Origin of the sequence: Corynebacterium sp. NML180780, assembly GCF_007786415.1 — a bacterium.
Taxonomy (GTDB): Bacteria; Actinomycetota; Actinomycetes; order Mycobacteriales; family Mycobacteriaceae; genus Corynebacterium; species Corynebacterium gottingense.
Map to the genome: position 1 here is coordinate 1 of NZ_VNKN01000012.1, position 23,609 is coordinate 23,609.

At 67.6% G+C, this 23,609-nt stretch carries 24 protein-coding genes and 1 tRNA gene; 12 read left to right on the forward strand and 13 right to left on the reverse strand.

Annotation, left to right across the window (positions count from 1 at the left end; all coding sequences use genetic code 11):
• Positions 1-330 precede the first annotated feature (330 nt).
• Positions 331-3,045 carry an ATP-dependent Clp protease ATP-binding subunit gene (locus tag FPP74_RS09170; RefSeq protein WP_144718134.1) on the forward strand — a complete coding sequence of 905 codons (2,715 nt, stop codon included), beginning with the start codon at positions 331-333 and terminating at the stop codon, positions 3,043-3,045.
• Between the two features lie 6 nt (positions 3,046-3,051).
• On the opposite strand, the gene FPP74_RS09175 is transcribed toward FPP74_RS09170, so the two are convergent.
• From FPP74_RS09175 to FPP74_RS09185, 3 genes are read right to left on the reverse strand one after another with little or no spacing between them, the layout of a single operon-like run.
• Entirely contained in the window at positions 3,052-4,362 is a 1,311-nt protein-coding gene (locus tag FPP74_RS09175; protein ID WP_144718136.1) for a lipase family protein, read from the reverse strand.
• Positions 4,363-4,372: 10 nt separating this feature from the next.
• The gene (gene zupT, locus FPP74_RS09180; RefSeq protein WP_144718138.1) at positions 4,373-5,125 is read right to left on the reverse strand and encodes a zinc transporter ZupT; all 753 of its coding nucleotides are present in this window, start codon (positions 5,123-5,125) and stop codon (positions 4,373-4,375) included.
• Between the two features lie 15 nt (positions 5,126-5,140).
• The gene (locus tag FPP74_RS09185) at positions 5,141-5,980 is read right to left on the reverse strand and encodes an A/G-specific adenine glycosylase (protein ID WP_255456116.1); all 840 of its coding nucleotides are present in this window, start codon (positions 5,978-5,980) and stop codon (positions 5,141-5,143) included.
• A gap of 21 nt (positions 5,981-6,001) precedes the next feature.
• On the opposite strand from FPP74_RS09185, the gene FPP74_RS09190 reads away from it, so the two are divergent.
• Together FPP74_RS09190 and FPP74_RS09195 are read left to right on the forward strand one after the other, a co-directional pair.
• Positions 6,002-6,631, forward strand: coding sequence for a carbonic anhydrase (locus FPP74_RS09190; protein ID WP_144718141.1), 630 nt, complete (start codon positions 6,002-6,004; stop codon positions 6,629-6,631).
• 9 nt (positions 6,632-6,640) lie between these two features.
• A complete protein-coding gene (locus FPP74_RS09195) occupies positions 6,641-7,393 on the forward strand; it encodes a hypothetical protein (protein ID WP_186439423.1) in 753 nt (250 codons plus the stop codon).
• Here the strand turns inward: FPP74_RS09195 and radA are convergent.
• Positions 7,386-8,735, reverse strand: coding sequence for a DNA repair protein RadA (gene radA, locus FPP74_RS09200; RefSeq protein ID WP_144718143.1), 1,350 nt, complete (start codon positions 8,733-8,735; stop codon positions 7,386-7,388). The two genes, FPP74_RS09195 and radA, sit on opposite strands and share 8 nt — an antisense overlap.
• On the reverse strand, positions 8,728-9,270 hold the full coding sequence (locus FPP74_RS09205; protein WP_095278726.1) for a hypothetical protein: 543 nt from the start codon (positions 9,268-9,270) through the stop codon (positions 8,728-8,730). The genes radA and FPP74_RS09205 overlap by 8 nt, the downstream gene beginning before the upstream one ends.
• Before the next feature lie 218 nt (positions 9,271-9,488).
• Here FPP74_RS09205 and FPP74_RS09210 point away from each other — a divergent pair, with 218 nt between their 5' ends.
• The 6 genes from FPP74_RS09210 (at position 9,489) to FPP74_RS09235 (ending at position 14,739) form a co-directional block, all read left to right on the forward strand.
• Entirely contained in the window at positions 9,489-10,073 is a 585-nt protein-coding gene (locus FPP74_RS09210) for a CarD family transcriptional regulator (protein ID WP_095555428.1), read from the forward strand.
• A gap of 4 nt (positions 10,074-10,077) precedes the next feature.
• Positions 10,078-10,809 carry a 2-C-methyl-D-erythritol 4-phosphate cytidylyltransferase gene (gene ispD, locus FPP74_RS09215; protein WP_186439424.1) on the forward strand — a complete coding sequence of 244 codons (732 nt, stop codon included), beginning with the start codon at positions 10,078-10,080 and terminating at the stop codon, positions 10,807-10,809.
• Between the two features lie 10 nt (positions 10,810-10,819).
• Positions 10,820-11,305 carry a 2-C-methyl-D-erythritol 2,4-cyclodiphosphate synthase gene (ispF, locus tag FPP74_RS09220; RefSeq protein WP_144718145.1) on the forward strand — a complete coding sequence of 162 codons (486 nt, stop codon included), beginning with the start codon at positions 10,820-10,822 and terminating at the stop codon, positions 11,303-11,305.
• A gap of 5 nt (positions 11,306-11,310) precedes the next feature.
• Positions 11,311-12,705 (forward strand): cysteine--tRNA ligase, encoded by a 1,395-nt coding sequence (gene cysS / locus FPP74_RS09225; RefSeq protein ID WP_144718147.1) that lies wholly within the window; start codon positions 11,311-11,313, stop codon positions 12,703-12,705.
• An 8-nt stretch (positions 12,706-12,713) separates the two neighbouring features.
• On the forward strand, positions 12,714-13,646 hold the full coding sequence (rlmB, locus tag FPP74_RS09230) for a 23S rRNA (guanosine(2251)-2'-O)-methyltransferase RlmB (RefSeq protein ID WP_095536277.1): 933 nt from the start codon (positions 12,714-12,716) through the stop codon (positions 13,644-13,646).
• A gap of 160 nt (positions 13,647-13,806) precedes the next feature.
• Entirely contained in the window at positions 13,807-14,739 is a 933-nt protein-coding gene (locus FPP74_RS09235) for an Abi family protein (protein WP_243389138.1), read from the forward strand.
• A gap of 14 nt (positions 14,740-14,753) precedes the next feature.
• Here FPP74_RS09235 and FPP74_RS09240 read toward each other — a convergent pair whose 3' ends face one another.
• The 3 genes from FPP74_RS09240 to FPP74_RS09250 are packed head-to-tail and all read right to left on the reverse strand — an operon-like array spanning position 14,754 to position 17,108.
• Positions 14,754-15,584 (reverse strand): metal ABC transporter permease, encoded by an 831-nt coding sequence (locus FPP74_RS09240; RefSeq protein WP_095555432.1) that lies wholly within the window; start codon positions 15,582-15,584, stop codon positions 14,754-14,756.
• A complete protein-coding gene (locus FPP74_RS09245) occupies positions 15,584-16,234 on the reverse strand; it encodes a metal ABC transporter ATP-binding protein (protein ID WP_144718202.1) in 651 nt (216 codons plus the stop codon). Before FPP74_RS09245 ends, FPP74_RS09240 begins: the two co-directional genes overlap by 1 nt.
• Positions 16,218-17,108, reverse strand: a complete 891-nt coding sequence (locus FPP74_RS09250; protein ID WP_255456117.1) for a metal ABC transporter solute-binding protein, Zn/Mn family — start codon at positions 17,106-17,108, stop codon at positions 16,218-16,220. The genes FPP74_RS09245 and FPP74_RS09250 overlap by 17 nt, the downstream gene beginning before the upstream one ends.
• A gap of 86 nt (positions 17,109-17,194) precedes the next feature.
• On the opposite strand from FPP74_RS09250, the gene FPP74_RS09255 reads away from it, so the two are divergent.
• Positions 17,195-18,211, forward strand: a complete 1,017-nt coding sequence (locus FPP74_RS09255; RefSeq protein WP_144718151.1) for a LacI family DNA-binding transcriptional regulator — start codon at positions 17,195-17,197, stop codon at positions 18,209-18,211.
• Here the strand turns inward: FPP74_RS09255 and FPP74_RS09260 are convergent.
• The 5 genes from FPP74_RS09260 to FPP74_RS09280 are packed head-to-tail and all read right to left on the reverse strand — an operon-like array spanning position 18,156 to position 22,543.
• Positions 18,156-18,908, reverse strand: coding sequence for a trehalose-phosphatase (locus FPP74_RS09260; RefSeq protein ID WP_144718153.1), 753 nt, complete (start codon positions 18,906-18,908; stop codon positions 18,156-18,158). The genes FPP74_RS09255 and FPP74_RS09260 overlap by 56 nt on opposite strands.
• Positions 18,908-19,363: a hypothetical protein gene (locus FPP74_RS09265; RefSeq protein ID WP_144718155.1), complete on the reverse strand. Its 456-nt coding sequence runs from the start codon at positions 19,361-19,363 to the stop codon at positions 18,908-18,910. Before FPP74_RS09265 ends, FPP74_RS09260 begins: the two co-directional genes overlap by 1 nt.
• Complete coding sequence (locus FPP74_RS09270) at positions 19,360-20,631, reverse strand: trehalose-6-phosphate synthase (RefSeq protein ID WP_095537903.1); 1,272 nt, start codon at positions 20,629-20,631, stop codon at positions 19,360-19,362. The genes FPP74_RS09265 and FPP74_RS09270 overlap by 4 nt, the downstream gene beginning before the upstream one ends.
• Complete coding sequence (locus FPP74_RS09275) at positions 20,632-21,009, reverse strand: hypothetical protein (RefSeq protein WP_095537902.1); 378 nt, start codon at positions 21,007-21,009, stop codon at positions 20,632-20,634.
• Between the two features lie 55 nt (positions 21,010-21,064).
• Positions 21,065-22,543 (reverse strand): threonine/serine exporter ThrE family protein, encoded by a 1,479-nt coding sequence (locus FPP74_RS09280; RefSeq protein WP_370511803.1) that lies wholly within the window; start codon positions 22,541-22,543, stop codon positions 21,065-21,067.
• Positions 22,544-22,611: 68 nt separating this feature from the next.
• On the opposite strand from FPP74_RS09280, the gene FPP74_RS09285 reads away from it, so the two are divergent.
• Both FPP74_RS09285 and FPP74_RS09290 read left to right on the forward strand, forming a co-directional pair.
• Positions 22,612-22,687: transfer RNA gene (locus FPP74_RS09285), tRNA-Thr, on the forward strand.
• Between the two features lie 203 nt (positions 22,688-22,890).
• Positions 22,891-23,598, forward strand: a complete 708-nt coding sequence (locus FPP74_RS09290; RefSeq protein WP_095278712.1) for a response regulator transcription factor — start codon at positions 22,891-22,893, stop codon at positions 23,596-23,598.
• Positions 23,599-23,609: the final 11 nt, after the last annotated feature.

The following is a 23,609-nucleotide window of genomic DNA, read 5'->3' on the forward strand; positions in this document are numbered from 1 at the left end:
GGAGTTGGCGGGCGCGGTCGCGTGGCAGGCCGAGTCCGGTGAGGTCCTCGAGGGTCATGCCAGCGGCCGCCGCGACAAGTTGCATGCCGCGGCGGTCGATGGATACGAGGTCTGCCAGTGCGTTCATGGCAGCCACGTTACCGGCTCTGAGCTGGGGAAACAATGGGTTGTGAGGATTCACCCATTTTCGGCCCGGGAGGGAACCGCGGGCCGGTTTGGTGCGTCTAAATAGGGTTGGGGGTTTGCGTGTTCGCCAGTGGCGAACACGGGATGGATTGGGGCTGTGGCGCGTTAGAGTAGGTGAAAACTCACGACAAGAAGGGGCACACCATGTTCGAGAGGTTTACGGACCGAGCACGGCGCGTGATCGTGCTGGCGCAGGAAGAAGCGCGCGAGCTCAACCACAATTACATGGGCACGGAGCACATCCTGCTCGGCCTGATTAAGGAAGGCGAGGGCGTCGCCGCGAAGGCGCTCGAGCAAATGGGCATCAATCTCGACGACGTGCGCCGCGAGGTCATCGAAATTATCGGCCACGGCTCGCAACCCGTCTCCGGGCACATCCCGTTTACGCCGCGCGCGAAGAAGGTGCTCGAGCTGTCGCTGCGCGAGGGCCTCCAGATGGGCCACAAGTACATCGGCACCGAGTTCCTGCTGCTCGGCTTGATCCGCGAGGGCGATGGCGTCGCCGCGCAGGTCTTGACCAAGCTCGGGGCAGACTTGCCGACGGTGCGCCAAACCGTCATCCAGCTGCTCTCCGGCTACGAGGGCGACAACCAGAACCCCGAGGTGCCGCAGGCGGGCCCCGGCCCGGTCGCATCCGGTCCCGGCCCGCGCGGCGGCAACCAGCAGGGCGAGCGCTCCAACTCGCTGGTGCTGGACCAGTTTGGCCGCAACCTCACCGCGGCCGCCAAGGAAGGCAAGCTGGACCCGGTCGTTGGCCGCGACAAGGAGATCGAGCGCATCATGCAGGTGCTCTCCCGCCGTACGAAGAACAACCCGGTGCTCATCGGCGAGCCCGGCGTGGGTAAGACGGCCGTGGTGGAGGGTCTGGCGCTGGACATTGCTAACGGCAAGGTCCCGGAGACGCTGAAGGACAAGCAGGTCTACTCGCTCGACCTCGGCTCGCTGGTGGCGGGTTCGCGCTACCGCGGTGACTTCGAGGAGCGCCTGAAGAAGGTGCTCAAAGAGATCAACCAGCGCGGTGACATCATCCTGTTCATCGACGAGATCCACACGCTCGTCGGCGCCGGTGCCGCCGAGGGCGCGATCGACGCGGCGTCGCTGCTCAAGCCGAAGCTGGCGCGCGGCGAGCTGCAGACCATCGGCGCGACCACGCTGGATGAGTACCGCAAACACATCGAGAAGGACGCCGCGCTGGAGCGCCGCTTCCAGCCGGTGCAGGTGGACGAGCCGAGCCTCGAGGACACCGTGAAGATCCTCAAGGGCCTACGCGACCGCTACGAGGCGCACCACCGCGTGTCCTACACCGACGACGCGCTCAAGGCTGCTGCGAACCTGTCGGATCGCTACATCAACGACCGCTTCCTGCCGGATAAGGCCGTCGACCTGCTTGACGAGGCCGGCGCCCGCATGCGCATCAAGCGCATGACCGCGCCCGAGGAGCTGCGCGAGGTGGACGACCGCATCGCGGAGGTCCGCAAGCAAAAGGAAGCGGCGATCGACGCCCAGGACTTTGAGAAGGCTGCCGGCCTGCGCGACACGGAGCGCAAGCTGGGCGAGGAGCGCGCGGAGAAGGAAAAGAAGTGGCGCTCCGACGACCTCGAGGACATCGCCGAGGTGGGCGAGGACCAGATCGCGGACGTGCTCGCGCACTGGACCGGCATCCCCGTGTTCAAGCTCACCGAGTCTGAGTCCTCGCGCCTGCTGCACATGGAGGCCGAGCTGCACAAGCGCATCATCGGCCAGGACGAGGCGGTCAAGGCCGTCTCGCGCTCCATCCGCCGCACCCGCGCGGGCCTGAAGGACCCGAAGCGCCCGTCCGGTTCGTTCATCTTCGCCGGCCCGTCCGGTGTGGGTAAGACCGAGCTGTCGAAGGCGCTGGCCGAGTTCCTCTTCGGCGACGACGATTCGCTGATCCAGGTGGACATGGGCGAGTTCCACGACCGCTTCACCGCGTCGCGCCTGTTCGGTGCGCCTCCGGGATACGTCGGTTACGAGGAGGGTGGCCAGCTCACGGAGAAGGTGCGCCGCAAGCCGTTTAGCGTCGTGCTTTTCGACGAGATCGAGAAGGCGCACAAGGAGATCTACAACACGCTCCTGCAGGTGCTCGAGGAGGGCCACGTCACCGACGGCCAGGGCCGTGTCGTGGACTTCAAGAACACCGTGCTCATCTTCACGTCCAACCTGGGCACCGGCGACATTTCGAAGCCGGTCGGCCTCGGCTTCACCGGCAACACCGCCACCGACGCCGATGCGCAGTACGACCGCATGAAGCACAAGGTCAACGACGAGCTGAAGAAGCACTTCCGCCCCGAGTTCCTCAACCGCATCGACGAGATCGTGGTCTTCCGCCAGCTGTCGCAGGAGGAGATCGTGCAGATGGTCGACCTGCTCATCAGCCGCGTCGACCTCAACCTCGCTGCGCAGGACATGGGCATCGAGCTTACCGACGCTGCGAAGAACCTCCTGGCCAAGCGCGGTTTCGACCCCGTCCTGGGCGCCCGTCCGCTGCGCCGCACCATTCAGCGCGAGGTCGAGGACGTGTTGTCCGAGAAGATCCTGTTCGGCGAGATCGGTGCCGGCGAGATCATCACCGTCGACGTCGACGGCGATGTCGAGGGGGACGAGAAGAACGCGAAGTTCACCTTCACGCCGCGCCCGCGCCCGCTGCCGGCGGAGACCTTCGACGGCACCGAGACCACCGAGACCGCCGAGGGCGAGCCCGCCGACGAGGTCCGCGAGATTGACCCGTCCCGCGAGCAGCCGGAGTCCGAGGCGTCGCGCTTCCCCGATGAGTCGGGCGAGAACGGCACCGAGGGCACCGACGGCAGCTCCGACGGCCGCGGCCCCGAGCCGGTCTAAGCCGGTCTAAGCCAGTCCGCGCAGGCTCGGCGCCAGCACGGAGCCGACGCCTGCAAGGACCGCGAGTACCGCCAAAATCGACGTCACCGCAACGCGGGTGGCGTCGATTTTTTTCGGCGGCATGTAGTCGGCGAGCCACGCCAGGGCGTCGCCGGCGTTGAGCACGATCGGGGCGGCGTGGCCCGCGACCGGAATGTTGGAGATGGGGTAGGAGCTCAATCGGGTGAGGGCGTCGGCGTCGTCGAAAGGCGCGAGCGAGCTGCCGGAGGACAGCGGCGCCGTCTTCGTGCCCGGGACCGACAGGAGGCGGTACTCCACGTCGGAGCCGAGCGCCTCGTAGTCGCGCGCCAGCTGCGTGGCTTGCTGCTCGGCAACGAGGTCGTCGTCCGGGTTGGTCATCACCATGATCGGCGCGCTGACGGGGACGGTGCCGAGTTTGTTGTGGTTGAGGGTGCGGGTGAAGCGGTCGTCGGTGAGCACGAGCTCGGTGAGGGTCTCGCCGCCCTCGAACAGGTCGCCGTGGGGGATCGGCGGGTCGGTGATGCAGGACTTCTCCAGCGCGGCGAACCAGCGGCGGCCCTCGTCGGTGAGGTGCTCCTCGAGCGCCTCGCGGAAGTCGGGGTAGGTCGACGCGTAGCTGATCGTGGAGTAGCCCACGACGGTTTCGAGCAGCCCGGTGCTACCCTGCTCCATCACGGCCAGCGGGTCGGCGGGCGGCGCGCCGGCGAAGGTGGCGCGCACGTCGAGCTCGGGCGCGTAGCCGGCGACCAGTTCGGCGGCTGCGGCGGAGGCGCCCCCGCCCTGGGAGTAGCCCCAAAACGCGATGGCTTCGTCGTCGTGGGCGGTGGCGCGGGCGGCGTCGATAAGCGCGTGGCCCTGCTCGATTCGGTTGAGGTACGTGTGGGTGCCGGGGGTGCCGAGGCCGATGTAGTCGGTGACTACGACGCGGTAGCCGGCGTCGATGAGCGTGCCCACGATGGGCGCCTCGTAGTTGATGCCGATCGAGCCGTCCTTGATGGACGAGAGCATCGCCTCGCCCGCCGACGGCGCGCAGTGATCCGCCATGCCGCGCGTGCCGGGGGCGACGGCAATGAGGCCGCGCGCGTTGGGCGTGTCGTAGAGCGCGCCGGAGACTTCGACGGTCTCGCCGGCCTCGTTCTGGGTGGTGTAGCGGATGCGCTGGCCGTCGCTGGCCGGCACGTCGGCGGTGCTCAGGAGTGTTCCGGGCGGTTCGCTTATCGACGCCCCCGCCACCGGACTCCCCGCGCACACCAGCGCCACGGCCGCGGTCGGAACGATGAATGTAGTGGTCTTCACCAGGCTGATGCTAGGCCAACATGAGCAGGCTGGCAGCCATTAACCCCATTCCGCCCATCATCCAGTAGACGGACGTGTGGTGGTGGCCGGTCTGGATCGCGCTGGGCATCAGCTTGTCGATACTAATAAACACCATGATCCCCGCCACGGCGGCGTACGACAGCCCCATCGTCTGCGGGCCCATGAACGGGGCGATGAGCGCGAAGCCGACGAGCGCGCCGAGCGGCTCCGCCAGGCCCGACAGGGTGGCCCAGCCGGCGGCGCGCCACCGATTGCCGGTCCCGCGCGACAGGGGCACGGCAACGGCGACGCCCTCCGGGATGTTGTGCAGCGCGATGGCGATGGCGATCGGGACGGCGAGAACGGGGTCGGTGTAGGCGGCCATGAAGGTGGCGAAGCCCTCGGGGAAGTTGTGCAGCGCGATGGCGATGCCGGTGAGCACGCCCGCGCGGCGCAGCGCGCCGGTCGCGCCCGACGTCTCCGGCTCGTGCGGGTTGATGTCGTCCGGGACGAGCCGGTCGATCACCGCGATGAGCGCCACGCCCGCGAAGAACGCCGCGATCGCGGTCCAGCCGCTGCGCAGCGAGTCCATCGCCTCCGGCAGCAGCTCCACGAGCGAGATATAAACCATGACGCCCGCGGAGAACCCGAGCGAGCCCGCGAGGAAGCGGTCGCCGATGTTTCCTTTCAGCGCGACGATGACGCCGCCGAGGCCCGTGGACAGGCCGGCGAGCATCGAGATGGCGAAGGCGGTTGCGAACATGGCTCGAATATAGCGCTACCGCGGCAGGCGGAAGCGACCGTCCTCGTCCTGCACCGCGAGACCGTCGTCGAGCAGCGAGAAGAGGGCGCGGTGGGTTTGTGCGGGGTGGTGCCACGTGGCGTCGATAAGCGATTGCTCCACGGGCTCGGTCGATTCGCGCAGCAGACGCATGATTTTGCCGCGCACCTGCCGGTCGGTGCCCGCGAACTTCTGCGAGCGCGGCTTCTCCGCGGCCGGCGGCTTCCCGGCGTCGAGCCACGCGCAGTCGACGACTGGGCATTCGCCGCAGCGCGGGTCGCGGGCGGTGCACACGAGCGCCCCGAGCTCCATGAGCGCGACCGACAGCCGCGGCCCGTGCGGGATCTCGGTGAGCTCGCGCTTCGATGGCTTCGCGGTCGCCTCGCCGCGCACCGCCCGCGCGTGCACGCGCCGCACGTTGGTGTCCACCACCGGCACGTCGCGCCCGTACGCGAAGTTGGCCACGGCGCCCGCGGTGTAGTCGCCGATGCCGGGCAGCGCGAGCAGCGCGTCCACGTCCGCCGGCACGTCGCCGCCATGCTTATCGACGATCACCCGCGCGCACTCCAGCAACCGCAGCGCCCGCCGCGGGTACCCCAGGTTGCCCCAGGCGCGCAGCACCTCGTCCGCCCCCGCCTGCGCGAAGGCGCGCGGGGTGGGCCAGCGCGCGATCCACTCCTGCCAGATCGGGGCGACGCGGTCGACCTGGGTTTGGTGGCTCATGACCTCGGAAAGCAGCACGCCCCAGGCGGTGGTGCCGGGGGCGCGCCACGGCAGGTCGCGCGCGTTGGCCTCGTACCAGGCGATTAAATGTTCATATTGCTTCGATTCATCCACGATGAGTGACAGAATAGGCACATGACTGAACAAACGACAGCCACCCCATCCACTCCGACCGACGTCTGGGCCGTGCTCAAGGAGGGCAACGAGCGCTTCGCCACCGACGAGACGCTGGCGCCGAACCGCGACACGGCCCGCCGCCAGTCGCTCACCGCGGGCCAGAACCCGGTCGCGGCCGTCATCGCCTGCTCCGACTCGCGCGTGCCGGTCGAGCTGCTGCTCGACGCCGGCTTCGGCGACGTCTTTGTCATCCGCAACGCAGGCGGCTGCATCGACTCCTCCGTCGCCGGCTCCGTCGACTTCGCGGTGCAGGACCTCGGCGTCTCGCTGGTCCTGTTCCTGTCGCACGAGCGCTGCGGCGCGGTCGGCGCCGCGATCCAGGGCGTGAACAGTGCGAAGCTGCCCACGGGCCTGACCCGAGTGTTCGTGGAGAAGATCGCTCCCTCCGTGTTGACGGCGCAGGCGGACGGCCCCGTGGATTCGTCGGAAATCGAGCGCACCCACGCCCGCGTCACTGCGACGCACCTCCTCGACCGGATCCCGTCGCTGCGCAAGGGCATTGACGACGGCACCGTGGGCCTGGTCGGCGCGCGCTACCGCCTGGAGGATGGCCGCGTCGAGACCGTGTACGAGAACTTCGGTGGCTAAGGTAAAGGCATGACTTACCAGCGCCCCACCGACCAGCGCCGACCAGCCCAGCGCCCGCCGAAGCGTCCGCTTCCGCCCGAGATCTACATGCGACGCCGCGTGGTCGTCCTCGTGGCGCTCCTGGTCCTCGTCGGGCTGATCGTGTGGGGCCTGTCCGCGGTGGCGCGCTCCGGCGGCGATGGCGCCGACACGGCGAGCAGCTCGGTCGAGGCGACCGCCAGCCCGAGCCCCAGCGAGGAGAAGCCGAAGGCGGAGCCGACCGAGACCGTCGTCGGTGAGGAATCCGGCACGAGTGCTGCCAACTCGACCAGCTCTGCCAGCGAGACAGCGTCTTCCGAGTCGAGCGTCGCGGCCGCGCCCGCGAACCCGGGCGAGTGCTCGCTGAAGGACCTTCAGATCACGGCGACGACGAACCAGCCGTCCTACCCGGCGGGCACGGAGCCGGTGCTGTACATGGAGGTGCGCAACCCCACCGACGTGGACTGCAACATCAACCTCGACGAGGCGAAGCTGCGCTTCGAGGTGTACGCGATGGGCACCAACGAGCGCGTCTGGGCGGACACGGACTGCTACGAGCCCGTCGTCGGCGGGATGCAGACGTTCGCTCCGGGCGCGACCCGCGGGTTCGAGGCGCGCTGGTCCGCCACCGGGTCCGCGCCGGAGGCGTGCGAGAACCGCCAGCCGGTGCCGGCCGGGTCCTACTTCCTGCACGCCGTGATCGGCGATAACGCCTCCGACCCGGCGCCGTTTAACATCACTTAGCGGGGGAGACGGCGGCGATCGCCGCGCCGAGCGTGGACACCCGCGTGATGTCCATGCCGGGCGCGTCCGCGTCGCCGCCGGCGGGCACGATCGCGCGCTCGTAGCCCAGCCGCGCCGCCTCCTGCAGGCGCCGCTGCAGGCTGGGGACGCGGCGCAGCTCGCCGGCGAGCCCGACCTCGCCGATCACCACCGTCTTCGGTGGCAGGGGAGTCTCGTGCAGGCTCGACCAGGTGGCCAGCGCCACGGCCAGGTCGGTGGCGGTCTCGGTGATGCGCACCCCGCCGACGGTGGCCACGTACGCGTCCTTGTCGTTGGTGCGCTGGCCGCAGCGCGCCTGCAGGACCGCGAGCACCATGGGCACCCGGTTGAAATCCAGGCCGGTAACGACGCGCCGCGGGCTCTTGTTCACGGGGTCGACGGTCAGCGCTTGGACCTCGGCGAGCATGGGGCGCACGCCGTCCATCGCCACCGTCACCGCGGACCCGTCTGGCGTCTTCCCCCGGTGCGAGAGGAACAAGCCGGACGGGTCCGGCACCTCCCGGATGCCGTCGGCGGTCTGCTCGAAGCAGCCGACCTCATCGGTTGCCCCGAACCGGTTCTTGATGCCGCGCAGCATGCGCAGCGTGGAGTGCCGGTCGCCCTCAAAGTTCAGTACCACGTCCACCAGGTGCTCCAGCACGCGCGGGCCGGCGACGTTGCCGTCCTTGGTCACGTGCCCCACCAGCAGGACGGGCAGGTTGGTCCGCTTTGCCAGGCTGGTCAGCGCGGCCGTCACCGCGCGCGACTGCGCCACCCCGCCCGCGACGCCTTCGACGCCGCTGGCCTGCATGGTTTGCACGGAGTCGACGATGAGCAGCGACGGCTTCACCTGCTCGACGTGCCCGAACACCACGTCTAGGTTGGATTCCGCCGCCAGGTAGAGGCTGTCGTGCAGGGCCCCGGTGCGCTCGGCGCGCCCCCGCACCTGGCCGGCCGATTCCTCGGCGGTGACGTACAGCGTGTTGCGCCCCTGGGCGGCCCAGCGCGACGCGACCTCCAGCAGGAGCGTGGACTTGCCCACGCCCGGCTCGCCCGCCATGAGGACCACGGAGCCGGGGACGACGCCGCTGCCCAGCACCCGGTCGAGCTCGGTGATGCCGGAGGCGATGGTGTGGGTCGACGTGGCGTCGATAAGCGTGATGGGCTCCGCTGAAGACGTGGGCGTCAGCGCGGAGCTGGTGGCGACGGGTGTTTGTTCCTGCAGGGTCCCCCACGACCCGCACTCGGGGCAGCGCCCGAGCCACTTCGGTGCAGTGTATCCACACTCGGTGCAGGTGTGGACGCTGCGCGGTTTTTTAGCGATCTGCCTCGCGCTCCACCTGGCCGGACTCCAGCAGCGGTGCGGACACGGTCGCGTCCACGGTCACGGAGCCGCTGTCAAAGTCGAACTCGACCGGCACGGTGCCGCCGTACGCGAAATCGTCGTTGGCAACGGTGGTGGGCACGTACTGGATGCACGCGTCCTCGGACTGCGGCACGTTGGCCAGGCTCTCGGCGGCGTCGGCGACGAGCACGCAGTTGTACTCGATCGGTTTCGCGCCCTGGACGTTCGCCGGCGTGCCGTTGACCTTCACGGACCGCAGGGTGTGGTCCTTCATTGCGGTGTCCTGGTTGGTGGCGGTGAACTTCACCGCGGCCTGGCCGTTTTCCTGCAGGATAACGGTGGCGTCCTGGACGGAAACCTCCCGGTTGTCGGTGAAGGCGGTAGCGCCGTCGACGGCGGCGACCTGGTCGGAGGTCTGGGTGATCTGACCGGCGGAGCAGCCGGACAGTGCCAATGCGGACGCGGCCACCAGAGCGGCAACCGGCTTCAGGGACTTCACGTGGGTGTCCTCCATCGTAATAGTGCGCGTAGATTTCTCCGCCTTACCTTAGTCCCAGCTGTCCTAGTTTTCCCAGTTTCCCGGGCTGCCCCAGGGGAGCTGGGGCATCCGGGGGTAAACTTTCGGATCCTTTCGCGGGCTCTTGCTTGACTTCGCTCCCCGCCCCCTCTGCGAAGCAAAACACCCGAAAGCTACGGTGGTAGGGTTGGTCAACGATGTCTGAAGGAGCTGCCATGGAATTCAAGGTCGGAGAAGTTGTGGTCTACCCGCACCACGGCGCGGCGAAGATCGCCGATATTGAACAGCGCGAGATCGGCGGGGAGAAGCTGGATTACCTCGTGCTGCAAATCCTCCAATCCGACCTGGAGGTCCGCGTGCCCGTGAAGAACACCGAGTTGGTCGGTGTGCGCGATGTGGTCAACGAGGAAGGCCTGCAGAAGGTCTTCTCCGTCCTGCGCGAGGAGGACGTGGAGGAGGCCGGCAACTGGTCCCGCCGCTACAAGGCGAACCAGGAGCGCCTCGCCTCGGGTGACATTAATAAGGTGGCGGAGGTCGTGCGCGACCTTTGGCGCCGAGACCAGGGCAAGGGCTTGTCCGCGGGCGAGAAGCGCATGCTGGGCAAGGCGCGCCACATCCTGGTCGGCGAGCTCGCGCTGGCTGAACCGGTGGATGAGAAGAAGGTCGCGGAGCTGGAACAGGGCATCCAGAAGATCATCGACGAGCAGGTCAAGGCCGGCATCTCCTTCGCCCCGGAGCCGGAGGATGCCGGGGAGGACGACCTGGATTACGGGGATCTGTCCTTCGACGACGAGAAGTAGCACCGTGACGCGCCGGGTCGTCGCGGTCGTCGCGGCCGCGGGTCAGGGCACGCGCCTGGGGGCGGCCGTGCCGAAAGCGTACGTGCCGCTGCGCGGCCGCAGCCTGCTCGAGCGCTCCGTCACCGCGCTGGAGACCGCCGAGATCGTCGACGCAATCTTCGTCGTGGTCAGCCCGTCGATGGAGGACGTGGCCAGGCGCGCGCTGCGCGGCCACGAAGTGCGCTTTGTCCACGGCGGCGCCGAGCGCGCCGACTCCATCTTCGCGGCGCTGCGGGCCATTCCGCTTGACGACGCCTGCGTGCTCGTCCACGACGCCGCCCGCGCCCTCACCCCGCCGGGAATGATCGCGCGCGTGGCGCGCCGCGTGCTGGACGGCGCGGACGCGGTCGTCCCGGTCCTCCCGGTCGCGGACACGATCAAGGAGGTCGACGCCGCCGGCGCCGTGGTCGCCACCCCGGACCGCTCGCGTCTGCGGGCGGTCCAGACACCGCAGGGCTTCGACCTGCGCGCACTCCGCGCGGCCAACGAGGCCTACTTCGGTGGTACACAGTCCTTCGTGGCTACTGACGACGCCTCCCTGATGGAATGGTTCGGGGCGGACGTCGTCACCGTGCAGGGCGACCCGATGGCGTTCAAGATCACCACCCCGATCGATTTGCGCCTGGCCACGAGCATCACCGACGAGGCCGAGCCCACCGTCTTTGAGATCCCGGGCGACTCGCCGTTGCCCCGGTAAGGTGGCGGGCATGACACACCAGATGACCAAGCTGCGCGTGGGCAACGCGTTCGACGCCCACCAGATCCAGGAGGGCAAGCCGTGCTGGATCGCGGGAATCCTGCACGAGGGGGTCGACGGCTGCGAGGGGCACTCCGACGGCGACGTGGTCGCGCACGCGATCGTGGACGCGGTGCTCTCGGCCGCGGGCCTGGGGGACTTGGGTTCCTTCGTGGGCGTGGGGCGCCCGGAGTACGACGGCGTGAAGGGCACCGAGCTGCTCAGGGAGTTGCGCGAGTTGCTGGGTCGGGAAGGGGTGAGCGTTGTTAATGCTTCTGCCCAGCTCATCGGGCAGAGCCCGAAGATGGGCCCGGTGCGCGAGCAGGCGGAGCAGGTTCTGAGCGAGGCGCTCGGCGCGCCCGTAACCGTGTCGGCGACGACGACGGACCACATGGGCTTTACCGGCGCGGGCCAGGGGAGGGCTGCGATTGCGACGGCGCTGGTTGAACTAAGCTAGCTGGCGTGACTCAACGCATCTTCGATACCAAAACCCGCACGCTGCAAGACTTCACGCCCCTCCGCGAGGGGCACGTCTCGATCTACCTGTGTGGCGCGACTCCGCAGTCCGCGCCGCACATCGGGCACTTGCGCTCCGGTGTGGCCTTTGACATCGTGCGGCGCTGGTTTGCGGCGAAGGGCATGGACGTGGCGTTCGCGCGCAACGTCACCGATATTGATGACAAGATCCTGAACAAGGCCGCCGAACACGGCCGCCCCTGGTGGGAGTGGGTGTCCACCTACGAGCGCGAGTTCACCCGCGCCTACAACACGCTTTGCGTTTTGCCGCCGTCGGTGGAGCCGCGCGCCACGGGCCACGTGACGCAGATGGTGGAGTACATGCAGCGGCTCATTGACCGCGGCTTCGCCTACGCCTCCGACGGGTCCGTGTACTTCGACGTGGACGCCTGGGTCGCCGCCGACGGCTCCGATTACGGTTCGCTGTCCGGCAACCGGCCGGAGGACATGGCACGCAGCGAGACGGGCGCCGGCAAGCGCGGCCCGCTCGATTTCGCGCTGTGGAAGGCGGCGAAGCCGGGCGAGCCGAGCTGGCCGACCCCGTGGGGCGACGGCCGCCCGGGCTGGCACCTGGAGTGCTCGGCGATGTCCACCTGGTACCTGGGCGAGCGCTTTGACATCCACGGCGGCGGGCTTGACCTGCAGTTCCCGCACCACGAGAACGAGCAGGCGCAGTCCCACGCCGCGGGCGACGGCTTCGCGCAGGTCTGGATGCACAACCACTGGGTGACCATGGCCGGCGAGAAGATGTCGAAGTCGCTGGGCAACGTGCTCTCCATCGACAACATGCTCGAGTCGGTCCGCCCGGTCGAGCTGCGCTACTACCTCGGCAGCGCGCACTACCGCAGCGTGCTCGAGTACTCGCCGGAGGCCCTGCAAGAGGCAGCCGCCGGGTACCGCCGCATCGAGGACTTCGTGCACCGCGCGGGCTCGCCCGAACCGTCGTCGTGGACTGCCGCCTTCGAGCAGGCGCTTGACGACGATTTCTCCGTCCCCAAAGCACTCGCCGAAATCCACAACACGGTCCGGGCTGGCAACAGCGCGCTCGCGTCCGGTGATGCCGAGCAGGCGTCCGCGCTGGCGGCGCAGGTGCGCGCGATGGCCGCCGTGTTGGGCGTTGACCCGGTGGCGTGGGACAATGCTGGCGGAAACGCAGGCGGCGACACTGACCGCACGCTCGAGGCCCTGGACACGCTTGTGCAGGCGGAGCTTCAGCGTCGGACGGAGGCGCGCGCCGCGAAGAACTGGGCGGTTGCAGACGAGGTGCGCGACCGCCTCGCCGCCGCGGGCATCGAGGTCACCGACACCGCCGACGGCCCCACCTGGCAGATCAAGGAGTAGGAGACGAGATGGCAAAGCCGTACCAGCGTCCGGATAAGCAGAAGACGAGCAAGAAGGGCGCCACGAAGGGCTCGGGCGGCCAGCGCCGCCGCGGGCTGCGCGGCAAGGGCGCGACGCCGAAGGCGGAGGACCGCGTCTACCACGCGGCCCACAAGCGCAAGCAGGCGCAGCAGCGCCGCAACCAGGGGCGCCACGAGCGCGAGGTGGCGGACATGGTGGTGGGGCGCAACCCGGTCATCGAGTGCCTGCACGCCAAGGTGCCGGCCGAGGCGCTCTACGTGGCGCAGGGCACTGGCCACGACAACCGGCTGAGCGAGGCGGTGGCACTGTCGCAGTCGCGCGGGATCCCGGTCGCCGAGGTGCCGAAGCGCACCCTGGACGAGATGACCGGCAACGGTATGCACCAGGGCATCGGCCTGAAGATCCAGCCGTACAAGTACGCCGACGTCTTCGACCTGATGGGCCAGGTGCAGGGCAACGGCATGTTCGTGGTGCTGGACAACATCACGGACCCGCGCAACCTTGGCGCGGTGATCCGCTCCGTGGCGGCGTTCGGCGGCGACGGCGTGATCATCCCGGAGCGCCGCTCCGCCCAGGTCACGGGCGTGGCCTGGCGCACCTCCGCCGGCACCGCGGCGCGCCTGCCGGTGGCGAAGGCGACCAACCTCACCCGCACCATCAAGGAGTTCAAGGACAACGGCTACATGGTCGTGGGCCTGGACGCAGGCGGCGAGCACACGCTGGACACCTTCGACGGCGCCTGCGATCCGGTGGTCATCGTCGTCGGTTCCGAGGGCAAGGGGATCTCCCGCCTGGTGCGCGAGAACTGCGACGTGATCATGTCCATCCCCACCGCGGACTGGGTGGAATCGCTCAACGCCTCGGTCGCGGCGTCGGTAGTGCTCAGCGAGTTTGCCCGCCAGCGCCGCGCGGCGAAGTAGGGGGCGCACTTTAACCTCCAGTTGACGTGAGGCCGTAAGAACACTAGCATTATGCCCAATCGTTCAGCCCGCCTTAAGAATTATTCTTAAGTGTGGGCTGGATCTTTATCAACGTATTGGGGGAGCGTTGAGCGCCAGATCATTGAAGCCGGCTGCCACAGTGGAGCAGCAAATTGCCATCCTCAAAGCCAGAAACATGTTGGTGGACGAGGAACTTGCAAGTCAGTGGTTGCAGTTCGTTGGATACTACCGGTTGAGCGCGTATTGGTACCCTGCTCGCGAAATTGCTGGTGATGGGCAATCGCGCACTGACAATTTCTTGCCAGGTACCACGTTTTCCGACGCAGTGCACCTCTATGAGGCTGATCGAAAATTGAGAACGCTCGTTCATGACGGGATGGAACGCATCGAAATCGCGGTGAGGGCTCTTGTTACAGACACAATATGTCTCGAACCCCTCAACGATCCTCGCGCTTATCTCGACGCTGATAGATTTCGCCCGTCGTTTCATCATGTTGCGTGGCTATCCACCATCTACAGGCGAGTGAACCGCGAGTATGGCCGAAGTGAACCGCTCAAGCACTATTCCGAGAAATACGGGAAAAAGTTTCCTTTATGGGTTGTGGCGGAGTCGATGGACTTTCGAGACGTGTCACAACTGTTCAGTGGGCTCAAATCCGAGGAGCAGTTCAAAATCGCAGAACGAATGGGAATCGCAATCCAGTATGATCAACTGAGCCGCAATCAGCAGAGAAGTGTGTTGCGGCGTCATCCTTGGGCAAGCTGGTTAGAGCAGCTGACTGTCATAAGGAACACATGCGCCCATCACGGACGGCTATGGAACAAATCCTTTACGCCAGCGTCCACTACAGCCGTCCGGACTGATGCTGCATTCGCGGCACTGCCGCCGGGACAGAGCGAACGTATCTTTGGTGCTTTAGTGATGATGTCTCATGTCCTGCGAACAGTATGTCCAGGGACTACGTGGCCGGACAAGGTAGCAACACTTCTCGAGGACTCCTTCCTGGATAACCCCATGGTCAAGCGATTCAGCCTCGGGATACCCGAAGGATGGGACTGCGCAGATTTGTAAAAGCGCGACAAGTGCTAATTGCGAACCTGAATCCGCCGCGCCTGCACCGCTCCGATCCCTCGGCAGACCACGTAAATGCCAAAGGACACGAACGCGACGAGCACGCTGACCGGCAGGCCTGGCGCGAGCGAGAGGATGAAGCCGCCGACGGCGGACACCTCGGCGAACACGACCGAGAGCAGGACCGCCAGCTTCGGGTTCGCGGTGACCGCGACGGCGCTCGCGCCGGGCGTGATGAGCAGCGCCATGACGAGCAGGACGCCGACGATCTGCACGCTGTTCGCCGCAGCCAGCCCGACCAGGATGGCAAAGACGGTGGCCATGGTGCGCACGCGTACGCCGGTCGCGGCGGCCATGACCGGGTCGATCGAGGAGAACAGCAGCGGGCGCCACAGCGCCACCACCGCAGCCACGACGATGACGGTGGTGACGGCCAGTGCCCAGACGCTCGTCTGCGCCACCCCAACCACCTGGCCGGTGAGCAGGGACATCGCGATGCTGGAGTTGCCTGGGTACAGGTAGATGCACAGCACGGAGATGCCCATGCCAAAGCTCATGATCACGCCGACGGCGGAGTCGTTGCCGCCCTTGAAGCCGAGCAGCGCGAGCGCGATGGCGGCGGCGATGGAGCCGAGCACGGCGCCGAGCGACAGGTTGAGGCCGAGGACTAGGGCCGCGGCGGCGCCCATGAGCGCGAGCTCTGAGGTGGCGTGCACAGCAAACGACATCTGCCGCATCACGATCAAGGGGGCGAGCACCCCGGAGAGCACGCCGAGGAAGGCGCACGCCACAAGGGCGGTGATGACGAAGTCCTGCGAGAGCAGGTACGTGGTGGTGTCCCACATCAGATGATCACTGTCTTTCCTCCGGCGCGGACGACTTGGACGGGCGCGCCGTAGAGCTCGGAGAGGACGTCGGATTGGAGGACCTCGTCGGCGGTGCCGAGGACGTGGCCGTTGGGGCCAATATAGAGGACCTTGTCCACGACGTCGATGACCGGGTCGATGGAGTGCGTGACCATGGCGACCGCGGCGCCCGATTCCTGGAAGCGGGCGATGGTCTGGCGCTGGCGCGCCACGTCCAGGGACAGGAAGGGCTCATCGGCCAGGATGATCTCGGGGTCCTGCGCGAAGGCCTGGGCCTGGCGTACGAGTTGTTGCTGGCCGCCCGAGAGGCGGCCGACGTGGGCGTCGATAAGCGAGGGGGTGCCGACGTACGCGAGCAACCGCTCGGGGTCGCCTCCAGCGAGCGAGACGAGGTCGCGCACGCGCGCCGGGAGGTGGGCGGGGAACATCTGTTGCTGCGGGATGTAGCCGACGCGACCGCCGAGTTCGATCGAGCCGGCGTCGAGGCGCTGCGTGCCGAGCGCGGCGCGCAGGAGCGTCGACTTGCCCGAGCCGTTCGGGCCGAGGATGGCGAGGAAGTCGCCGGCGGCGAGGTCACACGTGATGTCGCGCCACAGCGGCGCGACGGTGGCGCTACGCAGCTGCAGCATTGAGCTGGTCAAGGACTTCCTGGAAGTAGTCGAAGAAGTTTTTGCCGTCCTGTGGGGTCTCGGTGATGTCCACGACCGGCACGCCGGCCTCCTTCGCCGCCGCGACGAGGCGCTCGGAGACGGCGTTGGGGGACTGGGAGTTGTTGATCAGGATGTCAGCGTCCTTGATCGCCTCGAGCGCCTCGGCCACGGCGGCCGCGGACGGCTCGGAGTGGTTGAGCGTGGCGTGGCGGTAGGACTCGGGGGTGTCGTCCACCAGCGCGGACTCCTCCACGATGGCGTCGGCGATCGGGTGGGTCTGGATGACGTGCGCCTCGGGCAGCGCGGTGAGCGACTCGTCGATGCCGGCCAGCTTGTCGTCGATCGGGTTGCCGCCGATCTGCTCCGCCACGTCGCGGATGGCCTCGGTGGAGTACCAGATGTGCTCATTCTCCTCGCCGTGCGCGTGGTCGTGTCCCTCGTGCGCGTGGTCGTGGCCTTCCTCGCCGTGCTCATGCTCGTGATCGTGGTCGTGCGCCTCGGTCGGCTCGAGCGCGGTGATGAGGTTGCCCTTCGCGGCGTTGTAAAGGGCCGCGTCGTAGGCGCCGCCGTTAGCCACGACGGTCTTGGCCTGCGCGATCTCCGCCAGGTCGGCGGCGGTCGGCTCGTAGTCGTGGGGGTCGGTCGACGGGTTGTCGATGATCGCCGGCACCTCGTCACCAGTTACGGCGGAGGCCACGTCGGCCCACACCTGGGTGGTGGCCACCATGGCGGCTGCGTCGGCGCCTTCGTCGGAGGCGCCCGTGGTGGCGTCCCCGGAGCTTTCGGAGCCCTGCGTGCCGCAGGCGGTGAGGGTGAGTGTGAGCGCAAACGCGGTTGCGGCGAGTCGTTTCATCAGGGCACTCATCCAACCAGTAATGAAAAAGCTTTTCAAAGAAATGCGGCCTGAGATTGCGCAAAAGGTGCAGGTAGCATATCGGTATGCCAGCGACGCTCGCCTCCATCGCCGCCGACCTCGGCGTCTCGCGCACCACCGTGTCCAACGCGTACAACCACCCCGACCAGCTCTCGCCAGCGCTGCGCCGCCGCATCCTCGCCCACGCCAAGGCAAAGGGATACGTCGGCCCCAACCCGCACGCGCGCTCGCTGCGCACCAGCCGCACCGCCACAATCGGGGTCGTGCTCACCGAGCAGCTCTCGTTCGCCTTTGAGGACCGGGCGTCGGTGGACTTCCTCGCGGGCGTCGCTAAGCGGAGCGATTACTCGCTCACCCTCATCCCGACCGGTGTGAGCGTGCACGATGCCATCGTTGACGGCTACATCATCTACTCGGTTCCGGCCCAGGCGCAGATGCTTATCGACGCCCACTCGCGCGACCTCCCCCTCATCATCTGCGATCAGCCCGTCGACGTCCCCGGCGTGCCGTACGTGGGCATCGACGACGCCGCCGCGATCGCCCCGGCCGCCGAGGACCTGGTGCGCACCGGGCACACGCGCGTGGGGATCCTGACCAAGCGCCTGTTCAGCGCGCCGAAGAACGGGCCGGTGACGCCGGAGGAACTGGAGGCGGCAGACCTGCACGTGCAGCGCGCCCGGGTGCGCGGGGCGCTGGACGTGTTCGTGGCGGCGGGGATCGCGGACGTGCCGGTGGTCGCGCGCGACCTCAACGACGTGGATTCCGCCGCCGATGGCGCGCGCGAGCTCCTCGAGGCCCACCCGGACCTCACCGCGATCCTGTGCACCACCGACTCGATGGCGCTCGGGGTGCTCGAGTACTGCCGCGGGCGGCGGCGCGTGCCGGAGGAGCTGTCCGTGACCGGCTTCGACGGCATCGGCGTGGACGGCCTGTCCACCGTCGCGCAGCCCACGCAGCGCAAGGGGGAGACGGCGGCGATGCTGCTGCGCGCCGCGATGAACGGGCGGCCGCAGCGCCAGGAGCGCATCATTCTGCCGACGCAGTACTTGCCCGGGCGGACCGTGCGCGAGCCAGCTCGCTGAGCACCTGCGCCATCGCGGGCACGTCGGCGACCCGGTGCGCGGCCACGCTCGGTTGATCGCCGACCTTAATCCCCACGTCGTAACGGGGATTCAGGACGCGCAGCGCGGTCTCGTCCGTGGTGTCGTCGCCGGCAAAGAGCGTCGCGGCAAACTCGTGCTTGTGCTGGGAAAGCCAGGTGCCCTTGGTGATCTCCACCGCGGAGAATTCGACCACGTTGTGCCCCGGCGTCACGGGGCGCCCGCCCGTGTCCAGAGAGCGCGCGGCGGCGAGCATACGCTCCGCGTCAGGGGTGCCCGCGATCGGCGCGACGTGCAGCACCCGCTGGTACGGCTTAACCTCCACGTACGCGGGGGCGGCGGCGATGCGCTCGAGCGCCGCCCCGATGCGGTCGAGGTAGGCGGCGTCGTCGCTGGAAAGTTCCGGGCCGGGCTCCGCGCCGTGGGACCCGGCGAGGACGACGTTGCCCGCAATCTCCGGCAGCACCCGGCGCAGGCCGTCGAGGTGCCGGCCGGAGAGGATGGCAACCTGCGTGTGCGGCAGCGCGGCGAGGGTGCGGAGGGCGTCCACCGCGGCCGGGTGCGGGGCCACCGCGTAGGGGTCCGTGTTGAACTCGGCGAGTGTGCCGTCGAAATCCAGGCAGACCAGCAGCGACTCCGCGTGCGCCGCCCGTTCGGTAGCGGCGGTCAGCGTGGCCATCACAGTGCCATCAGTCGGATGCTCGGCGGGTCCACCACAGGCTCGCCCTCGGGGCCGTCACTCGTCGCGGTGAACACCATCTCAGAATCGGTGAGGTGATCCACGCGGAAGCGCGCGCCGGGCACGATGATGCTGGTCAGTTGCTCGTGGACGTGGCGCGCCCCGCCGTCGCAGTCGGCGGCGTCGCCCACCTCGACGCTGTCCACGGTGAACGCGTCGTCCTCCGCGTCGTCCTCCGTGGTGATGGCCGCGTCCAGGTCCGCGCACGCCGTGGTGCCGGTGAGGGAGGAATCGGTGATGGTGAAGTTGGCCAGCCCCGCGGCGTCGGCAAGCAGCGCCCCGGGCTCGGCGGGATCGGTGTGCACGGCGACGACCTGCCAGGTCTGTTCGCCGCCGCACGCCGCCAGCGGGAGGGTGAGCGCGGCGGTCAGGCCGAGTGCGAGTAAGCGGTTCATAGCGCCTCCAGGAAGGATGCGGCCCAGGCGGCGACGTCGTGGGTGGTCACCCAGTCGTGCATCGCACGCATCCGCTGCGGGTCGGGCTGGGCGGCGTCCTCCATCGCGCGGACGATGGAGGACACGTCGAACGGGTTGCACAGGTACGCCTGGTGGAGCTCCACGGCGGCGCCGGCGAACTCGGACAGTACGAGCGCGCCGCTGCCGTCCGGGTGGCAGGCCACGTACTCCTTGGCCACCAGGTTCATCCCGTCCTTGAACGGGGTGACCAGCATCATGTCGGCGGCGGCGTAGTACGCGCCGAGCTGGTCTTTGGGCACGCCGTGGTGCACGTAGTGAATCACGGGCCGGCCGATGCGGCCGAAGCGCCCGTTGATGCGCCCCACGGCCTCTTCCACCTCGCGGCGGGTGCGCCGGTAGTGGTCGATGCGCTCGCGCGACGGCGTGGCCAGCTGGATCAGGGTTGCCTCGCCGCCGCGCTCCAGGAATTGCTCGAACGCCAGGAGCCGCTGCAGGATCCCCTTGGTGTAGTCCATCCGGTCCACGCCGAGCATGAGCAGCGTCGGGTTTCCCACCAGCTCGCGGACGGGCGCGGGGTCGCCGGGGGCGACTATCGACGCATCAATACTGATCGGGAACGTCCCGGTGCGCACCGCGGTGGCGTCGATAAGCTCAAGGAGCCCCCGGAAGTTCGACTCGTCGGCGGCCCGCTGGAAGCCGATGAGGTCGCAGGCCGACAGCGAGCGCAGGATGGGCTCGCGCCACGGCAGCTGGCGGAACAGATCGGGGGAGGGGAACGGGATGTGGAGGAAGAACCCGATGCGCAGGTCCGGGCGCTCCCGCTTGAGCAGGCCGGGGACGAGCTGCAGCTGGTAGTCCTGCACCCACACGGTGGCGCCCTCGGCGGCGACAGCGGAGACCGCGGCCGCAAAGCGCTCGTTGACCGCTACGTAGCGGTCCCACCACTGCTCGTTGTACTGCGGCGCAACGATGAGGTCGTGGTAGAGCGGCCACAGGGTGGAGTTGGAAAACCCCTCGTAGAAGTCGGTGTAGTCCTGCGCGTCCAGCGCCACGGGGACCAGGTCGATGCCGTCGGCGTGGAACGGCTCGAGGTGGGTGTCCGTCTCGCCGGGCCAGCCGACCCAGCAGCCCGAGCGAGCGCGCAGCACCGGCGCGAGCGCGGCGACCAGGCCGCCCGGGGAGGCCTGCCAGGAGTCGCCCACCCGGTCCACGGGCAGGCGGTTGGCTACTACGACGAAGTCGTTCACCTAGGACTTCTTTGCTTTCTTTGTGGACTTCTTCTTCGACGCCTTCTTCTTGGTCGCCTTTTTCTTGGTGGCCTTCTTCTTCGACGCCTTCTTCTTCGAGGCTTTCTTCTTCGAGGCCTTCTTGGACGACTTCTTCTTCGTCGCCTTCTTGGCGGACTTGGAGTCTTCCTCGTCCTCCGGGTCGCCCAGGACCTCCTCGGCGTATTTCTTGTAGTTGAAGCCCTTCGGTTCCACGCCGAGCATGGACATCAGGGTTACTCCGTCGAAGAAATCTTCGGCGTACGTTGCCACGATTCGCCGGGCGCCGGAAGCGGTCTGCTCCTCCATCTCATTGATGGCCTCGGGAGAGGGGCGGGAGTCGGTGATCTTCGGTGGCACTACAGGTTCCTCCTTGTACGAAACGCAAATCTCAAACGGCGATTCTACGCCAAAGCTAGTGCTTCCGGCGCCTCGGGCGGAGGGCGGCTTGCTCCGCGCGCCGAATCTGCTGGAACGTCACGCGCCCCGCCCGCTTGAACGCCCGGTACGGGATGTACAGCTGCGGCGCGCGGATGCGGCGCGCCACCCACTCGCCGAAGATCACGCCGCCGGCCAGCGCCATGCACACGGCGATGGCGTTGAAGATGTTGCTCATCCCCACCACAATCTGCTCGTTGAGCACCGCGTAGAGGCCGCGGTAGATGCCTGAGCCGGGGAGGAACGGCGTCACGCCCGCCACCGCGGTGATCACGGGGTTGACCAAGTAGCGGCGGGAGATGAGACCGCCGGCCAGGCCAACCACGATGGAGCAGGCCGCGGTGGCGATGAACTTATCGGTGCCGAAGGGGATGAGGAAGATGTAGTACATCGCGGAGCCCGCGGCGGCAGTGAGCCCAGAAACAATGATGGCCAGGCGCTCCGCAAAGCAGGTCACGGCAAACGAGGCGGCGGCCAGCGCCCCGCCGATGATGCGCCAGCCGGCGCTGCTTAACGACGGCTTACCTAACATGGTTTCCAGCGGCGGCAGGGGCACTCCTAACAGCTCCGCCACGTACAGGCCGATGGCCACGCCCGCGACGATGCCGCCGGACGACAACATGGTCTGGAAGAAGCGGGAGGCCGCGGTGACGGGGGAGCCGGTGATGCCGTCGAAAAGCGACTGCACCAGCGTCAGGCCGGCCAAGAGCACGATGATGCCGGTGGCGATGACCTGGCTGGGCACGATCGTGTGGCCGATCGAGGTGGAGAAGTCGTAGAAGATGGCGGCCGGAATGGTGGCGATAAAGCCGCCAATGACGCAGTGGTAGAAGTACGGCAGCGAGTTGTGAGACAGGACCTTGTTAAAGCCCATGATGAGGAAGGCGGTGAGCCCGCCGACGAGCGCCATGAGGAGGTCGCCGCCGAGGAGGATGGACACTGACGCGCCCATGACCGCCCAGCCGGCCAGGTTGCGGGCGTTGCGGTAGGGGATGGGCTCGTTGTCGATGTCGTCAAGAATCTTCTCCGCCATCTCCGGCCGGGTGGCGCCCGCGCGGATCGAGCGGATGAGGCGATCGGCCTCCTGCAGCTTGTGGTAGTTCTCGCTCATCATCGTGACCACGCGGAACACGTTGACCGGAGTGCGGCGCTGGACGCCCACGTTGGCGTTCATGGTGATGGTGTTCACCGTGATGTCCACGTGACAGTAGTGCAGGCCGTACGACGAGGTGACCGTGCGGATCTGGGCGATCGCGTCCGAGGACGTCGTGCCGTTGGCGACGAGGATCTCGCCGATCCGCGCGGCGATGTTCATGACCGCGGCCACCTGCGCGGGGTCCGTCAGATCGACGGGCGCGAGGACGGACGGGGGTGGGGAGGTGCGGGACTCGTCAATCGTGGCCACGTGGTCGCGCGAGCCACGCAGCCGCTGCCAATACTGCTCTAGTGATGCCACACGCGAAACACTATCGCGCCGACGTGTTTCGCGCACTCACCGGTCGATGTGTAAGATCCATGGGCATTGCTGGAGTGGCGCAATCGGTAGCGCAACGCACTTGTAATGCGTAGGTTGCGAGTTCAAGTCTCGTCTCCAGCTCCAATTTTTTGCCGCCGAGGGGGAGGGGTGGTGGTCCTTGCGCGCGCTGCGCGGGCAGCGTTTAAAGGCCTTGATTTGGCTAAACCTTCGCTCTTTGGATATACCCCCACTTTTGCTCGACAGCCCCAAGACGACGTACAGCAAACGTACAGTGGAGGGGAGTTAAATGCTATCTGGTTAATTACCCATACAAAGGAGTGCATTTCATGGCTGAGAACCCGAAGGGCATCAAGGTGCTCGTCGTTGATGACGAGCCCAATATCGTCGAGCTGCTGACCGTCTCCCTGAAGTTCCAGGGATTCGAGGTAGAAAGCGCAAACTCCGGGCAGGAGGCGCTGACCATGGCGCGCGAGTACCGCCCGGACGCCTACATTTTGGACGTCATGATGCCGGGGATGGACGGCTTCGAGCTGCTGGGCAAGCTGCGCCAGGACGGCCTGGACGGCCCGGTGCTCTTCCTTACCGCCAAGGACGCGGTGGAGGACCGCATCCACGGCCTGACCATCGGCGCGGACGACTACGTGACCAAGCCGTTCTCCCTGGAGGAAGTCATCACCCGTCTGCGCGTCATCCTGCGCCGCGGCAACGTGACCGATGACGCCGACCACGACACCACCATCCGTTACGCGGACCTGACGCTGAATGACGAAACCCACGAGGTGACCAAGGCCGGCGAGATCATCGATCTCTCCCCGACCGAGTTCAACCTGCTGCGCTACCTCATGCTCAACGCGGAGGTCGTGCTGTCCAAGGCGAAGATCCTGGACAACGTGTGGCATTACGACTTCGGCGGCGACGGCAACGTCGTCGAGTCCTACATCTCCTACCTGCGCCGCAAGATTGACACCGGCGACGTGCCGCTGATCCAGACCGTGCGCGGCGTCGGCTACGTGCTGCGCACCCCGCGCCAGTAACCTGCGGCGTA

Excerpts from the sequence above, each read along its gene's own strand:
- FPP74_RS09290 (WP_095278712.1), top strand. The coding sequence starts at position 22,891 with ATGGCTGAGAACCCGAAGGGCATCAAGGTGCTCGTCGTTGATGACGAG.
- FPP74_RS09255 (WP_144718151.1), top strand. The coding sequence starts at position 17,195 with ATGCCAGCGACGCTCGCCTCCATCGCCGCCGACCTCGGCGTCTCGCGC.
- FPP74_RS09205 (WP_095278726.1), bottom strand. The coding sequence starts at position 9,270 with ATGGAGGACACCCACGTGAAGTCCCTGAAGCCGGTTGCCGCTCTGGTG.
- FPP74_RS09260 (WP_144718153.1), bottom strand. The coding sequence starts at position 18,908 with ATGGCCACGCTGACCGCCGCTACCGAACGGGCGGCGCACGCGGAGTCG.
- FPP74_RS09265 (WP_144718155.1), bottom strand. The coding sequence starts at position 19,363 with ATGAACCGCTTACTCGCACTCGGCCTGACCGCCGCGCTCACCCTCCCG.
- ispF (WP_144718145.1), top strand. The coding sequence starts at position 10,820 with ATGACACACCAGATGACCAAGCTGCGCGTGGGCAACGCGTTCGACGCC.
- FPP74_RS09245 (WP_144718202.1), bottom strand. The coding sequence starts at position 16,234 with ATGCTGCAGCTGCGTAGCGCCACCGTCGCGCCGCTGTGGCGCGACATC.
- rlmB (WP_095536277.1), top strand. The coding sequence starts at position 12,714 with ATGGCAAAGCCGTACCAGCGTCCGGATAAGCAGAAGACGAGCAAGAAG.
- FPP74_RS09210 (WP_095555428.1), top strand. The coding sequence starts at position 9,489 with ATGGAATTCAAGGTCGGAGAAGTTGTGGTCTACCCGCACCACGGCGCG.
- FPP74_RS09195 (WP_186439423.1), top strand. The coding sequence starts at position 6,641 with ATGACTTACCAGCGCCCCACCGACCAGCGCCGACCAGCCCAGCGCCCG.
- FPP74_RS09190 (WP_144718141.1), top strand. The coding sequence starts at position 6,002 with ATGACTGAACAAACGACAGCCACCCCATCCACTCCGACCGACGTCTGG.
- FPP74_RS09250 (WP_255456117.1), bottom strand. The coding sequence starts at position 17,108 with ATGAAACGACTCGCCGCAACCGCGTTTGCGCTCACACTCACCCTCACC.
- FPP74_RS09240 (WP_095555432.1), bottom strand. The coding sequence starts at position 15,584 with ATGTGGGACACCACCACGTACCTGCTCTCGCAGGACTTCGTCATCACC.
- FPP74_RS09170 (WP_144718134.1), top strand. The coding sequence starts at position 331 with ATGTTCGAGAGGTTTACGGACCGAGCACGGCGCGTGATCGTGCTGGCG.
- zupT (WP_144718138.1), bottom strand. The coding sequence starts at position 5,125 with ATGTTCGCAACCGCCTTCGCCATCTCGATGCTCGCCGGCCTGTCCACG.